A 13,942-nucleotide genomic window follows, 5' to 3' on the forward strand; every position below is an offset into this window, starting at 1 on the left:
ATTAACGATAACAGCCAAAAACTTACAAAATGCCCGGGGTTTGGCGTTCATCAGAACGACGCGGTCTGCGTTAGCCAGTTCCAGGATTAAACGTTAGGCTTGGCCCTCCATCTTCACGACACCATGCCCATGATCGACTCAAAATTTTCTGCCGATATTGAGGCTATTCGCAGCATCGATGCCGTACCGGTCATTCTAGGTATGGTCAAACACTTGACCGGTATGCGCTTTGCAGCGGTGGCACGGGTGACTGAACATAATTGGGTAGCGTGCGCGGTCGACGACTCAATTGATTTCGGTTTAACCCCCGGCGGTGAACTGGTGCTCGAATCGACCATTTGCCATGAAATTCGCCAACATCACATGCCGGTCATTTTTGCCAATGCCAGCCATCACCCGCTCTACTCTCAGCACCACACCCCCAAAACCTATGGGCTAGAAAGCTATATTTCTATTCCCATCATCAAGGCCAACGGGGATTTCTTCGGCACCTTGTGTGCCATCGACTCGGTACCCGCCACCCTTGATGAACCTGCAATCATCAAGACATTAACCCTGTTTGCGCAATTGATTGCGATGAGCCTCGACACTCAGAATCACTTGGTCAGGACCCAAGCGGCGCTGGAGGATGCCAATGAAAATGGCCGCCTTCGAGAGCAGTTCATTGCGGTACTGGGCCATGACTTGCGAACGCCCCTCAGTGCCATTCAGATGAGCGCTGAACTGCTGAAAACCAGAACGACCGATAAACGCTCCTTGAGCCTTATATCGGCCATACACAACAGTTCGCTTCGCATGGGCCGCCTTATTGAGAACGTTCTGGACTTCGCTCGGGGGCGATTGGGAGGCGGTATTCCCATCAAGGGTCAGTGGGTTGATGACCTGGCACACACCCTTGAATTGACCGTTAACGAAGTCAGGGCCGCGCACCCCAAAGCGGTCATCAACCTGTCACTGGCGTTACCGACCGGTATTCACTGCGACCCTTTGCGCATCAGCCAGCTGCTGTCGAACTTGCTGGGCAATGCGGTCACTCATGGCTCTCATTCGAGCCCCGTCGACGTTTGCGCCTATATGGAAAAAGACCACGTTGTTTTGTCAGTGACCAATCAAGGCAGTCCCATACCTGACTCATTAATACCCCTGCTGTTTCACCCCTTCACCCGATCAGAGGCAGGGCAACGCGGCGAAGGGTTGGGGTTAGGCCTTTATATTGCCTCACAGATCGTGACTGCCCATAACGGCACGTTGACAGTGGCTTCTACTGAAGCGACCGGCACCCGTTTTGTAGCCCGATTTCAGGCTCGGACGTGCCGGGTTTGAATCTCAACATAGCCACCCTTCGGTCGCACACGACTTCACACGGTAAAGTGTCGGCCAGTGACTTTATGACTCGCCCAAAGGGACCGCAAGCGCGTTACTTGTCAGGATGTTCGCGGGTTACCGAGTCAGCGGCTTCCACATCTGACATGTCTTCTTCAAGACGTGCATCGTCCTTGGATGTCACTGGGGCTGCAGGGTCTTTGGTTCGTTGGTCACAACCCGTCTCGTTGTCTGTAATCCCGGCACGAACTTTCTGAGACACATTGCCTGGTGCGTTTTCGTCAATATCCATGCTGGCTCTCCACTGTGAAGCACGGAATGCCCGCGCTTAAACATGTGAGTCATCAAAGCATGACAAGTGCTGTGTACTGGACGAACGGCAGAGACACACAGCTCGGCACAGCGGGAAATCACAGGCAGACCTTTGTTTATCGCCTTCTTGTTACCCCGCGCCGGTCAATCCGGCATAAAAAAAGAGTGGGTTTAAGGCCGATTGCTGTCCTGACCCACGACTGCAATCGACCTCCTCCCACTCTGATCAGTGCCCGCCGTTGACCGGCGCGTGATAAAGCAAAGGCGCTTGAAGAACTAAGCGGTTCTGACCGCCAACGCTTTTTGTCGGCGATACAGAATCGTCGTGGCCGTGAACCCGCAGACCGCTGCGAACATCAACCAATAGGCAGGTGATGCCTTGTCGCCCGTGGCCTGTACAAGCAGCGTCGAAATTGCCGGGGTGAAACCGCCAAACACAGCGGTGGCCAAACTGAAAGCCAGTGAAAACCCGACCACCCGCACATTCTGTGGCATCACCTCGGTGAGTGCAGCCACCATGGCGCCGTTGTAAATACCAAAGAAGAATGAGAAGTACAGCAGAACAGCGAGCAGTCGTTCGAAACTCGCCGCCTCTGCCAGCCAGTGCATGGCGGGATACGCGGTGAAGATGCACAGCAGCGATATGGCCAGCAACAAGGGGCGACGGCCAATGCGGTCGGAAAGCGCCCCACCGATGGGCAGCCAGATAAAGTTGCTGATACCCACTAGCAGTGTGACCACCAGGCTGTCGGTGGTACTCAGGTTCAGCACTGTCCTGCCAAAAGTCGGTGTGTAGACCGTGATCAAATAGAACGTGGTCGTGGTCATGGAAGCCAGCAAGCCACCCGCCAGCACGGTGCGCCAATTATCACGCATTGAGCGGAACACCTCGCGGGTCGTTGGACGATGGCTGCGCGCAGTGAAGGCTGCGGTTTCTTCCAATGAGCGACGAATGATGAAAATGAACGGGATGATCACGCAGCCAATGAAGAACGGAATACGCCAGCCCCAGTCGGCAATTTCAGAGGCTTGCATCGTGGCATTGATCCCGTAGCCCAATGCCGCCGCCACGACGATTGCCACCTGCTGGCTGGCCGATTGCCAACTGGTGTAGAAGCCGGTGTGGCCGGGCGTAGAAATCTCCGCCAGATACACGGAAACACCGCCCATTTCTGCGCCAGCGGAGAAGCCTTGCAGCAGCCTGCCCAACAACACCAGAATCGGTGCCGCCACGCCGATGGCCGCATAGCCAGGCACTAATGCGATCAATACCGTACCGGCTGCCATGATCGACAGCGTCACGATCAGCCCCTTGCGTCGGCCCACTTTGTCGATGTACGCCCCCAGCACAATGGCACCTAACGGACGCATCAAGAACCCGGAGCCGAACACCGCGAAGGTCAACATCAACGAGGCAAACTCGCTGGTGGCCGGAAAGAACGTCTGGGAGATGTAGGTCGCGTAAAACCCGAACAAGAAGAAGTCAAACTGCTCGAGAAAGTTACCGCTGGTGACCCGCAAAATGGCGCCCAGTTTGGACCCACGGCCTCGGGTTGTTGTTTTTGTTGTTTTCATTATGGATACCGTTGTGTTCGCTATTATTTTTGGAGTTATTGCGTTAACCGTCAGTCGCTGCCGGCGTTGATCGGGTTGGGTTGACGCTTCTCGATGGCGTGTTTCAGCAGCGCGGCGCTGCGGAATATTCCATGCGCGAATTTGCTGTAGGGCATGGTCAAGAAAAACGCCATGACCAGGCCGAGATGAACAGCCAACAGCAAACCCAAGGCAGGTGTGTCGCGAAAAGCCAGAAGCGCCAGGCCGCTTGCGCTGATCAGTAACAGCAGCGCGATGAAGCCGCGGTCCATGGGTTTTTGCTTCTCATCACCATGCGCTGGGTTGCGACGAAGGTTGAGCCAAAGCAGACCCGCCGGGCCGATCAGCAAGCCGATGCCACCGGCAATACCCAACAACACCGGCAAGCTGAAGAGCGGATACGGCGCCGACCAGTTCAACAGATAGTGAAACAGTGTGGCCACGCCCGTGGCGGCGAAGCACAGCATGAATCCGTAGAAGGTGAAATGGTGGAAACGGCGTCGCCACAAGGTGAATTGGTCGTCGGCGTTGTTGCAGCCTTCGCCATGACCGCCGTCCAGGTATTTGAGCTTCGCGACATTGGCCGTGGCCTCCAGCGCAGCAGACGTTTTCAATGGCAGGGGCGCTGCAACCGGTGAAACGTTACGCCAGAAGCGCCTTACCCCCAGGGTCAAGGCAAGCACCGCAAAGCCAAAGACTGAGCCAAACATCAGCGCCAAGGTGTTATGCGGGAAAATCTCATAGAAATTACCGCCGGGAATGGCCGTGAACAGGTTGCCCATGAGCATCAGGGTCAAGCATAAAAACAGGGCAAGCCCTGCACCAGACGCCAACGCCAGAGTCAGGCCGTTGCGCTGATACAACTTGCCCAACGCTTGCGGCCAAGCGTATTCGGCGTAGGTATCCAAGCGCACTTTGGCCATAGCCTTGGGGATGTTAACGTCGAACTCGTGTGGGGCGGCGTACTGACAGGCGTGCAAGCATGCGCCGCAGTTATGGCACAAGTTGGCCAGGTAATGGACATCGGCTTGGGTGAATTCCAGACGCCGCGTCATCGCAGGAAATACTGCACAAAAGCCTTCGCAATAACGGCAGGCGTTGCAGATGGTCATCTGGCGCTGCACTTCGCTTTCGTCAAGATTCAACACCGGGATTAACGTGCCCGATGCTTGGGGATCAAACAGCTGCATGTAGAGACTCCGTCGTTACAGATGACGCACCAAAGCCGACCGAAGCCGCTGCCTGCACACCGGCGATGCGCCCAAAAGCGGTACCGATAGCCATGCCGATGCCGGCGGTGTAGCCCTTGCCCAGAACGTTGCCGGCCATCATTTCTCCTGCCACGAACAGGTTGGGGCTCGCTTTGCCGTTGAAGTGCACGGCAGCGGTTTCGTCGGTAGCAAGGCCCAGGTAGGTGAACGTCACACCGGGTCTAAGCGGGTAAGCGTAGAAAGGAGGTTTCACCAATGGCCGCGCCCAATGGGTTTTGGCGGGCGTCAGACCTTGGGTGTGGCAGTCGTCCAACGCCGTGTGATCGAACGTGCCAACGTGGCAGGCGTTGTTGTAGTCCTCGACCGTCTTGACGAATGTGTCTTGAGGCAGCTTCAACTGGCGGGCAAGGTCTTGCAGTGTATTGGCGGTGGTGCCGGGAAATACCGGCGGCATGAAGCGGCCGATGGCTTGTTGATCAATGATCGAATACGCCTGCTGACCGGGTTGACCGGCCACCAGCCGCCCCCAGATCGCATAACGTTTCGGCCAGAAGTCCTCACCTTCATCGTAGAAGCGTTCGCCATCACGATTGACCACCACACCCAGCGATACGCAGTCGATTCGGGTGCAAATACCGCCGTCATAGAGTGGCGCACGGGCATCAATCGCGACCATGTGTGCTTGCGTTGGATCGCCGATCACATCGGCGCCAAGGTCGAGCATGCGCCGCAGTAAAATGCCGGTGTTGAATCGGGTACCCCGAATCAGGAAATTGTCCGATGGCCATTCACCGCGTTCGTTCTGACCCCAGGCTTCACGCAGCCATTCACGGTTGGATTCGAAGCCGCCGGCCGCCAACACGCAGGCCCTGGCTTCAATACGTTCTGCGGGAAAATGCTGACCATCAACCTCATGCTCGGCCACATGGGCGGCGACGAATTTGCCCCCATCCAACTCGATGTCAGTCACTTGCGTGTTGTAGCGAACCTTCACACCCAGGCGCTCTGCGCTGCGGTAATAGGCATTGACCAGCGCTTTACCGCCGCCCATAAAAAAAGCATTGGTGCGCGCCACATGCAGTGCGCCGGACAGCGGCGGCTGAAAATGCACGCCGTGGGAACGCATCCAGTCGCGGCATGATGACGATGCCCGAATGGCTATGCGCGCGAGCTTTTCATCCGTGAGGCCACCGGTAACCTTCAACAGGTCTTGCCAGTACTCTTCTTCCGGATAGGCATCGATCAGCACGTCCTGCGGTTCGTCGTGCATGCACCGCAGGTTACGGGTGTGTTGGGAGTTGCCACCGCGCCAGATTTTCGGAGAGGCTTCCAGCAGCATCACACTGGCGCCCGCTTCTCGCGCCATCAGAGCGGCGCACAAGGCAGCGTTGCCACCCCCTATGATTAATACATCGATCATCATCACTCCTAGATGTGCAAGAAGACATGAACGAAGGACTTCTTGCGAGTGGGACGAACGATAGGGAGCAGACGGGATGACCGAAAGGCTGCTTTTAGCGCGGGGTGTTTAATTTTTCTAAAGGCTTGCTCGTCTTGGGGCGCTCATGGATCAGGGGTTGAAAGCGTTTTACCCGTCTATTCCTTCTATCCAAGTAGCACCCGGCCACTGTTTGTCGGCCACTAACTGTCGCGCCACATCCACGAGCACCAGACGCGTTGCCAGTGCCGCCGGTGAGAGTTCGTCGTCAGCCAGCGTCGCCAGAAGATTACGCCGGCCCACATGCCGGTCGGCGATCCTGACCATCGAAAGGCCGCAGCGGTCTTTAACGGCGGCGGCCGCTCCCGGTTGTATCGTTGCGGCATGCCCGGCTCGAACCGCGTTCATCAAGACCGCGAGACCGTCGACCTCCATGATGACATTGGGGGTAAGGCCGACCCGCTCGAACGCGCTCGTCAGTGTCGAACGCAGGCCATGTTGAACGCTAGGCATCACCAGCGGCAGGCTGCCGAGATCGGCCAGTTGCACGCTGTCACCCGAAGGCGCATGAGGCAGGCCGGGCGCTGCAATGACAAACAGTTTTTCATCCAGCAGCGGAGTCACGCTCCAGCGTTTACCGCCTTCGAGCTGGAACAGGATGGCCAAGTCAATTTGTCGTGAGTTGAGCTGCGCCGCCAAGTGGCCGGAAAGCATTTCCACCAAATGCAGTTGGATGTCCGGATAACGCGCACGCATTGCGCTGATCAATGGCAACGCGATCACCGTCGCGGTGGTCGGTGCCAAGCCAACGCTGACATAACCGCTCATTCGCCCGCGATGGGCGGCCATGACTGCGTTTTCCGCCTGGCGCAGGGTCAATTGGGCATGGTGTAGAAATGCAAATCCGGCGCTCGTGGGCGTCACCCCGGTAGAGGTTCGATTCAGGAGACGGGTGCACAGTTCGCTTTCCAGCTTGGCGATTTGCTGACTGAGGGCTGACACGCCAACCTCAAGCTCCAGTGCCGCGCGCCCCAAACTGCCAAGCTCGATAATTTTGACGAAATAGCGCAGTTGTCTCAGTTCCAATGTGGCTGTTCCTTGCTCATTTGTTATTCCACTACCTGAACACTCGCCACGTACGGCGCATAGACCGAAGAGGCAGCCTTGCCGAAGGTTTGGGTTGAACGTTGAGCGCGCCCGCTTTTATCGAGGACTGCTAGCCGTTAACCCGACCTAGTCGTCTGCGGAGTGATGAGAGTGAGGTCGAATTAACCACTCGGGATTCAACGGTGTTTGCTGAATCTGCGCTTCTGGTCAGTTACTGGCGTTAGCCCCACTGATGGCAGCGGTTCAAGGCCTTCTTTTGCAATGCGATTCGAGCGCACCGTATCCCCAAGTGATTAGGGTTTCGCCCTGATGTTCCCATAGCGATTCGTTGCGCCCAAGGTACTTTACGCCACTGCCAGTTGGCTGCTGGTACATGAGCGATACGCTGTCGCCACGCTCGGCGATTAATGTCGGCGGTTGCGTTTTAAAAAACATCACAGACACTTCGCTGGCAGGATTGCCTTCACATTGGTAGTAGACAGGCCCGGTTTGCGGGACCAGTCGGTACTGTGCTTGCAACTCGGCGATCCGACGCTGGTATTCCATGCGCAAGCAGGCGCCGACGTCATCACTCTTCCAGCAGTCGTCGCGGCCCTTTATCCATCCACGCTGTTCTGCTTTTAGCCGCGGAGGATGCTCGTTGCTGGCCTTGATACTCGCGCTGGCGTAAACGTGTGACAGCTTGCGATCGAGCGCGGATAACGCCTTGTCTTTACATATCATCGCTTCGATAGCGCCAGGTTCTACCTTGGCGCAATCGTAGGAAGGGCCATGTGCCGCGTTGACTGTCGACGACTTGACCGTGCTGCCAGCGGCCATCGGTGTCGCCTTGATATGCTGGTCAATGTATTGGCACCAGTGATCAGAGCTGCGTTCAGGCACATTTGCCTCACCGCGAACCCCTAACTTGAATTCGATCACCGATTTCCATTCATCGGACCCTATATCAGGCCCGTGCCCTTGCCCGTCAGTTGTCTGCAGCACTTTATCAACCGATTGATACCATGAGTCAGTGCACATCGATTGCGCCTGAACAACGCCTGTGAAGCCAATCAACAACAAAACCAGGTATTTGCTCATGGGTGGTCCCTTTCGATTTAATCAGTCGCCAAGCACAGATCGAAGTCTGATCTATCGCCCAGCGTTGAGTTAATCATACCCGTTCTGCTTCAGGCCCCAAGGTGGTTCTTGGCTGGCATGTCTCTGCCTGAAAGGGTCGATAGCTGCACTCATCGAAAAGCTGCTTTTGGTTTAGGGCCGTTATGTGTCGATAGCATACGTCGTGACAGGCTGTAATCGCCAAGTTCAAGAGGTCGATTTTAAAGGTCGATATAAGGTTTTCGGTTGAGCATGATCAGGCGTCTTATTGGCGTTGCAAAACGTGCAACTTAAGCGCTCCTATAGACCCTACTCTATAAAAAATCATATCTCTGGTTGGTCCGCAGCTTCTATACCACGTACTAACTTCGCTCAACGCAGCGCAAAGCCGATGGCAACTCGTTAAACAGTTTCTGGTACTCCAAAGTGAAATAACTCGAATGGCTGAACCCCCAACGTTCTGCAATATCGGCAATGCTTGCATGAGGATCTTCTTTCAATGCGCGGCGCGCACCGTTCAAGCGAACCGAGCGCATATACTGGATAGGTGTAACCGCGGCCACGGACTGAAAGCTGTATTGAAGTGTGCGTCGCGACACTTTCAATCGTCGACAAAACTCAAGTACGTTTGATGAAGCTGCAGGTTCTTCTATCAACCATTGATGACAACGTTCAACGATGTAACCGCGGGTACTGGGCCTGGGCGTTTCCTGAGGAACATCAATCACTCGCTCCAACCACTCAACGACCATGAGTGTTAGCGACTGCAATGTCGCGCTTGTCGGCGTGCCCTCCATTAAGGACTTGAACATCACGATGCCAGGCACTAAACGGTGTGCTCGCAGGCACACTCGCTTGGGCCGATTTAGTTGCATCAATGCATGGAGCACCGCTTCGTCCAGCAGGTTGCGTAGCGTTGCATAGGGAATCGACATGCAGAGTACATCCATGCCCGCCGGAGTAAAAACACGATATTCATCGTTGGGCAGCAGCACCGTGGCGTATTTTTCCGCCATCACCCCTTGATCATCCACTCCCGGCCAAGCAAGCGGGAACAAAATGTTGACCGCATTCTGCGGGAGGCAGATGTGCTGGATAACCTGCTGATTGAGACGCTCACGAAACAGCTGAACTTCACCCGCCTGGACCACATCCAGCCGCCCTTCGAGGCTGCCGCAACTGAGCTGGTCATAGCGCTGACGCCAGCCTGGCAGTGCGTTGGCATGTTCGACAATGTCGGTTGTTCGAAGGGACTGGCGCACACTGAACCTCTACGGGCAGGACTCTGCAACGGGTAAATGTTACAAATTATTAGCAAGCGTTGTGCCAATCGCCTCCCCCCTCCGCTGCGTGCTGAACGCCCACTAAAGATCCATTTTGAGCACCAACTTAAAGCATCCTTGCGTTAAGTTAGTGCACTTCTTTCGCGCCACTAACATTAAAAGCCCCCGGCATGATGAATTGCCAATTTGTGTTAAAGGACGCCAACAACCGCACCTTAAAGTGATTGTGCCTGCCCGCTTTCGAATACTTTGCTGGGAACTTTAAGGACTCCATTTATGAGTAAGACACTTAAACGCCGTCACTTTAAATTAGCTCCGATGGCCTTGGCATTAATCTTTGCCGGCCTTACTTCAACCGCCCAGGCACATGGCGGCGCAGCGGAGATGGTGCCTCTAAAGTCGACCCTGGAAAACTTTGGGGCCACTGTCAAATGGGACGACTATGCCAACCTCTTCGTTATTTCCAAAGACGGGGCCTACGTTAAGGTAAAACCCAACAGCAACGTGGCGATGCTTAACGGCAAAAGATTCGAGCTTAGCGTTCCGGTGGTATTCAAAAACAACACTGCACTTATGTCGCACGACTTCATCAATGAAGTATTCCAGTCTGGCCTGGATAAAACCTTTAGCGTCGAAACCCGTCCACATCCACTGAATGCTTTGAGTGCCGACGAGATCAAGCTCGCTGTCGAGGCGATCAACCGTTCAGAGCACTACAAACCAAATTTCCGGTTCACGGAGATATCGCTCCGGGGGCCGAAAAAGAGCGAAGTGTGGGACTTCATCTATACCGCCAAACCCGTGAGTCAACCTCGCGAGGCTAATGTGACCGTGCTCGATGGCAGGCACGTTGTCGAAGCCGTGGTAGACCTGAGCACCCAAAAAGTTCTGAGTTGGGAAGCGATCAAGGATGTTCACGGGATGGTTCTGCTGGACGATTTCGCGACCGTGCAGTCTGTCATTGAAGGCAGCACTGAATATGCTCAGGCGCTGGCCAAGCGTGGCATCAAAGACGCCAAGAAGGTTGTCACTACCCCGCTCACGGTGGGCTACTTTGATGGTAAAGACGGCCTAACGCAGGACAAACGCCTGCTTAAGGTGGTCAGCTATCTGGATGTTGGCGATGGTAACTACTGGGCTCATCCGATCGAAAACCTGGTCGCCATCGTCGACCTGGAAAGCAAGAGCGTGATCAAGATCGAAGATGCCGGGATAGTGCCGGTGCCAATGAAGCCCACGCCTTATGACGGGCGCGGACGTAAAGCGGCAACCGTCAAGCCACTGGAGATCATCGAGCCTGAGGGCAAGAACTACACGATCACCGGTAACAGCATTCACTGGCAGAACTGGGACCTGCATTTGGCACTCGATTCGCGGGTAGGCCCAGTGATTTCCACGGTCACCTACAACGATCAGGGCAAGAAGCGCAAAGTCATGTACCAGGGTTATTTGGGCGGCATGATCGTGCCCTATGGCGATCCAGACGTGGGCTGGTACTTCAAAGCCTATCTCGATTCCGGGGACTACGGCATGGGGACTCTCACCTCCCAGATCCAGCCCGGTAAGGACGCACCTCAAAACGCAGTGCTGCTGGACGCGACCATCGCCGACTACAAGGGCTCGCCCACCAAAATCCCGCGCGCGATGGCGATCTTCGAACGCTATGCAGGCCCTGAATACAAGCATCAGGAAATGGGCCAACCCAACCTCAGCACCGAACGCCGGGAACTGGTGATTCGCTGGATCAGCACCATCGGCAACTACGACTACATTTTTGACTGGGTCTTCCAGGAAAACGGGGTGATTGGTATCGACGCCGGTGCAACGGGCATCGAGGCGGTTAAAGGCGTGAAGTCCAGCACCCTTCATGACGCTACAGCCAAAGAGGACACTCGCTACGGTACTTTGATCGACCACAATATTGTCGGCACCACCCACCAACACATCTACAACTTCCGCCTGGACATGGACGTAGATGGCGAGAACAACTCGTTGGTCGAACTTAATCCGGTGGTCGCCAAAAACGACCGCGGTGGGCCGCGCACCAGCACCATGCAAATTGACCAAAAGGTGGTCAGCACTGAACAGCAAGCTGCGCAAAAGTTCGACCCCGCGACCATTCGCCTGGTCAGCAACACGGGCAAGGAAAACAAGATGGGATACCCGGTCTCCTACCAACTGATTCCCTATGCCGGGGGGACTCACCCAGTGGCCAAGGGCGCTAATTTTGCTGGCGACGAATGGTTGCGCCATCGACTGAGTTTTATGGACAAGCAAATATGGGTGACCCGTTACGACCCTCAAGAGCGTTATCCCGAAGGGCACTACCCGAATCGCTCTGCAACTGATACCGGTCTGGGCCTGTTCTCAGCCAACAACCAATCGATCGAGAATAGCGACAATGTGGTGTGGCTGACCACGGGCACTACTCACGTGGCACGCGCCGAGGAGTGGCCGATCATGCCAACCGAATGGGTTCACGTACTGCTCAAGCCTTGGAACTTCTTCGACGAGACCCCCACACTGAACCTCAACTCACCGAAATAATTACAGCCGCTGTTGCCGCTTCCAGCGACCCCCGCTTTGACTGCGATATATCTGAGCCATATTTGAGCAAGGCTTTGCGGGGCAGTCGGCCAATTGAGCCGTGAATTGTCTTCTACACTCCTGTGCGACGCGTTTTTTGGACGTGCCTGGCAAGGCACAAACTATGAAGGAGTAAGTAGATGGTTCGAAAAATTTGGGTAGTTGTCGCGTTGGTGCTGTTAGCCGGTTGTGCTACCAACAGGGCAGAAGTAGATATTTTGCCGCCAGGCAATAGTCAGACCCCTGCTCCCGCCAATGGAAAAAAAGTCTATATCAGCACCGTGGATGATCGAGTCTTTCATATCAAACCCTCCAGTTTCGATATTCCTTCATTGAAGTACGACGAGATCGACGACAAGTCGATTACCGAACGAGCGATCGCGCGTAAACGCAACAACTACAACATGGCCATCGGCGATGTATTGTTGCCCAAGGGGCGCACCGTTTCAGAACTGGTGGGCGATGCTGTTGCCACGGCTTACCGGCAGGCAGGCTACCAAGTAGTCAGCACTCCCGGTGCCAGTGATGTCAGTAAAGTGAACGTGCAAATCGTTGAATTCTGGTCATGGTCTACGACCGAAGGGGTGCTCGACAAGGTGCTTCAAAACAGGGCCTATTTGCAGATAAAAACCCATGACGCGCCTGCCCATAGTGTCAAAACCCTCATCAGCGAGAAGGTCAAAGTGGTCACTGATGATGACTGGAAGAGAGTCACCGAGGCGGGCCTTGAAGCCATTACTCAAGAAACCTTGAAGCAGCTTTAAGCGGCTTCTGAGCCCCCCCCTTTACGACCGTCTACATCAGTGACCAACTTCAGCATTGGCCAAGGGTGTATGCGGTCTTTTTTATTGCGGCTGGAACGAAGAATCAGAACTGGCAGTGCCGGGTGATCGTCTACAGTGGGCCAACAGTGGACAGTCACGGTCAGGCCTAAAATGAGTTAGAACTGCCTGAAAAGCGCAGCCGCTACTACCCCCGCTGCGATTGCTGGTAGTGGCTTCCTTATAATCAACATGGCGCCTGCGGTGATCAACAGTGCCAGTCGCGCAGCGTTGTCGCCCTGATATGCCATCGGAGCCAGAAGGGCTACCAGTACTGAGCTGGACATCGCTGCTATGAACTGCTCAACCCGAGGCCCGATTTGCACGAACGCCATCACGTACACGCCTCCCCAACGAGTTGCCACTGTCACGAGCGCCATGATCATTACCAGAATCAAAGCGCCTGAATCTGCTGTCTCAACGCTCATGCTTGTTCTCCGTCCGGATCGTTCCGGCTATCCCGCCCGCCACCGCACCTACAATGACATTGCTGTTTTCGGGTAAATATCGGTACGCCAGCAGCGACGCGCATGCAGCGACAATCCAGATTATCAGGAGGCGAAGACTTTTATCCCCGCCGACCACCATGGCCAACAGAAAACAACCCATCACCCTATCCAGCCCCAGAGCCTTGGGGTCATGAATGGCACCACCGGAGAGTACACCGATCCAGGTGCCGATTACCCAAGACAGCCAGAGCACCAGACCGCCGCCCAATAGAAGCCCCATTCCAGGTTGGCGGTTGCCGAACGCCTGCATCGAAAGCGCCCAGTTAGCATCCGAAACGACCAGCATGATGCCGTAGCGTTTCGTCTTGGTGAGGTGTTGCAGCCACGGATAAAGCGTGGCCCCCATGAGCAGGTGGCGAGCGTTGATCGCAAATACTGTGATGGCTATAGCAGCCAGTGAGACATCACGCCCCCAGAGCTCTAGTGCTGCGAATTGCGCAGCCCCCGCAAAAACCAATGTGCTCATAGCCACTATCACCGTCTCGTTCAGGCCTGCTTGTGTTGCCGCTAATCCGAAGGCTGCCCCGAAGATCGTCACGAAAAGGGAAATCGGAGCCAGCTTGGTAAAGCCGAGCCAGACCAACTGTCGGTCGAATTCATGCAGATCGTTGTTAGGCTGTTTCATTATGCGAGCACTTCCGGTTCGGAATTGATGAGCGGT

Annotated in this window: 12 protein-coding genes; 3 read left to right on the forward strand and 9 right to left on the reverse strand. The window is 55.3% G+C overall.

What is annotated here, in order from left to right; genetic code table 11:
* Positions 1–129: 129 nt before the first annotated feature.
* A complete protein-coding gene (locus EQV93_RS08000) occupies positions 130–1,323 on the forward strand; it encodes a GAF domain-containing sensor histidine kinase (protein WP_240891314.1) in 1,194 nt (397 codons plus the stop codon).
* Positions 1,324–1,417: 94 nt separating this feature from the next.
* Here the strand turns inward: EQV93_RS08000 and EQV93_RS08005 are convergent, their stop codons facing one another.
* The 7 genes from EQV93_RS08005 to EQV93_RS22455 form a co-directional block, all read right to left on the reverse strand.
* Positions 1,418–1,615 carry a hypothetical protein gene (locus EQV93_RS08005; RefSeq protein WP_146426156.1) on the reverse strand — a complete coding sequence of 66 codons (198 nt, stop codon included), beginning with the start codon at positions 1,613–1,615 and terminating at the stop codon, positions 1,418–1,420.
* A 296-nt stretch (positions 1,616–1,911) separates the two neighbouring features.
* Positions 1,912–3,210: an MFS transporter gene (locus tag EQV93_RS08010; RefSeq protein WP_122782832.1), complete on the reverse strand. Its 1,299-nt coding sequence runs from the start codon at positions 3,208–3,210 to the stop codon at positions 1,912–1,914.
* 50 nt (positions 3,211–3,260) lie between these two features.
* Entirely contained in the window at positions 3,261–4,418 is a 1,158-nt protein-coding gene (gene tcuB / locus EQV93_RS08015) for a tricarballylate utilization 4Fe-4S protein TcuB (RefSeq protein WP_240891315.1), read from the reverse strand.
* On the reverse strand, positions 4,405–5,859 hold the full coding sequence (gene tcuA, locus EQV93_RS08020) for an FAD-dependent tricarballylate dehydrogenase TcuA (RefSeq protein ID WP_122782834.1): 1,455 nt from the start codon (positions 5,857–5,859) through the stop codon (positions 4,405–4,407). The genes tcuB and tcuA overlap by 14 nt, the downstream gene beginning before the upstream one ends.
* Positions 5,860–6,027: 168 nt before the next feature.
* Complete coding sequence (locus EQV93_RS08025; RefSeq protein ID WP_146383573.1) at positions 6,028–6,963, reverse strand: LysR family transcriptional regulator; 936 nt, start codon at positions 6,961–6,963, stop codon at positions 6,028–6,030.
* A 264-nt stretch (positions 6,964–7,227) separates the two neighbouring features.
* The gene (locus tag EQV93_RS08030; protein ID WP_240891316.1) at positions 7,228–8,064 is read right to left on the reverse strand and encodes an MliC family protein; all 837 of its coding nucleotides are present in this window, start codon (positions 8,062–8,064) and stop codon (positions 7,228–7,230) included.
* 380 nt (positions 8,065–8,444) lie between these two features.
* Entirely contained in the window at positions 8,445–9,344 is a 900-nt protein-coding gene (locus EQV93_RS22455) for a helix-turn-helix domain-containing protein (protein WP_146426158.1), read from the reverse strand.
* A gap of 297 nt (positions 9,345–9,641) precedes the next feature.
* On the opposite strand from EQV93_RS22455, the gene tynA reads away from it, so the two are divergent.
* A complete protein-coding gene (gene tynA, locus EQV93_RS08040) occupies positions 9,642–11,912 on the forward strand; it encodes a primary-amine oxidase (RefSeq protein ID WP_442968880.1) in 2,271 nt (756 codons plus the stop codon).
* Between the two features lie 179 nt (positions 11,913–12,091).
* Positions 12,092–12,715, forward strand: coding sequence for a flagellar biosynthesis protein (locus EQV93_RS08045; protein ID WP_122782838.1), 624 nt, complete (start codon positions 12,092–12,094; stop codon positions 12,713–12,715).
* A 176-nt stretch (positions 12,716–12,891) separates the two neighbouring features.
* On the opposite strand, the gene EQV93_RS08050 is transcribed toward EQV93_RS08045, so the two are convergent.
* Both EQV93_RS08050 and EQV93_RS08055 read right to left on the reverse strand, forming a co-directional pair.
* Positions 12,892–13,200 (reverse strand): AzlD family protein, encoded by a 309-nt coding sequence (locus tag EQV93_RS08050; RefSeq protein ID WP_146383577.1) that lies wholly within the window; start codon positions 13,198–13,200, stop codon positions 12,892–12,894.
* A complete protein-coding gene (locus tag EQV93_RS08055; protein ID WP_240891317.1) occupies positions 13,190–13,906 on the reverse strand; it encodes an AzlC family ABC transporter permease in 717 nt (238 codons plus the stop codon). Before EQV93_RS08055 ends, EQV93_RS08050 begins: the two co-directional genes overlap by 11 nt.
* Positions 13,907–13,942: the final 36 nt, after the last annotated feature.

This window comes from Pseudomonas sp. TMW22091 (genome assembly GCF_022496705.1).
GTDB classification, from domain to species: Bacteria; Pseudomonadota; Gammaproteobacteria; order Pseudomonadales; family Pseudomonadaceae; genus Aquipseudomonas; species Aquipseudomonas saxonica.

Bases quoted from the DNA above. Each gene is read 5' to 3' on its own strand.
- EQV93_RS08045 (WP_122782838.1), top strand. From the start codon at position 12,092: ATGGTTCGAAAAATTTGGGTAGTTGTCGCGTTGGTGCTGTTAGCCGGT.
- tynA (WP_442968880.1), top strand. From the start codon at position 9,642: ATGAGTAAGACACTTAAACGCCGTCACTTTAAATTAGCTCCGATGGCC.
- EQV93_RS08050 (WP_146383577.1), bottom strand. From the start codon at position 13,200: ATGAGCGTTGAGACAGCAGATTCAGGCGCTTTGATTCTGGTAATGATC.
- EQV93_RS08055 (WP_240891317.1), bottom strand. From the start codon at position 13,906: ATGAAACAGCCTAACAACGATCTGCATGAATTCGACCGACAGTTGGTC.
- EQV93_RS08000 (WP_240891314.1), top strand. From the start codon at position 130: ATGATCGACTCAAAATTTTCTGCCGATATTGAGGCTATTCGCAGCATC.
- EQV93_RS08030 (WP_240891316.1), bottom strand. From the start codon at position 8,064: ATGAGCAAATACCTGGTTTTGTTGTTGATTGGCTTCACAGGCGTTGTT.
- tcuA (WP_122782834.1), bottom strand. From the start codon at position 5,859: ATGATCGATGTATTAATCATAGGGGGTGGCAACGCTGCCTTGTGCGCC.
- EQV93_RS08010 (WP_122782832.1), bottom strand. From the start codon at position 3,210: ATGAAAACAACAAAAACAACAACCCGAGGCCGTGGGTCCAAACTGGGC.
- EQV93_RS08005 (WP_146426156.1), bottom strand. From the start codon at position 1,615: ATGGATATTGACGAAAACGCACCAGGCAATGTGTCTCAGAAAGTTCGT.
- tcuB (WP_240891315.1), bottom strand. From the start codon at position 4,418: ATGCAGCTGTTTGATCCCCAAGCATCGGGCACGTTAATCCCGGTGTTG.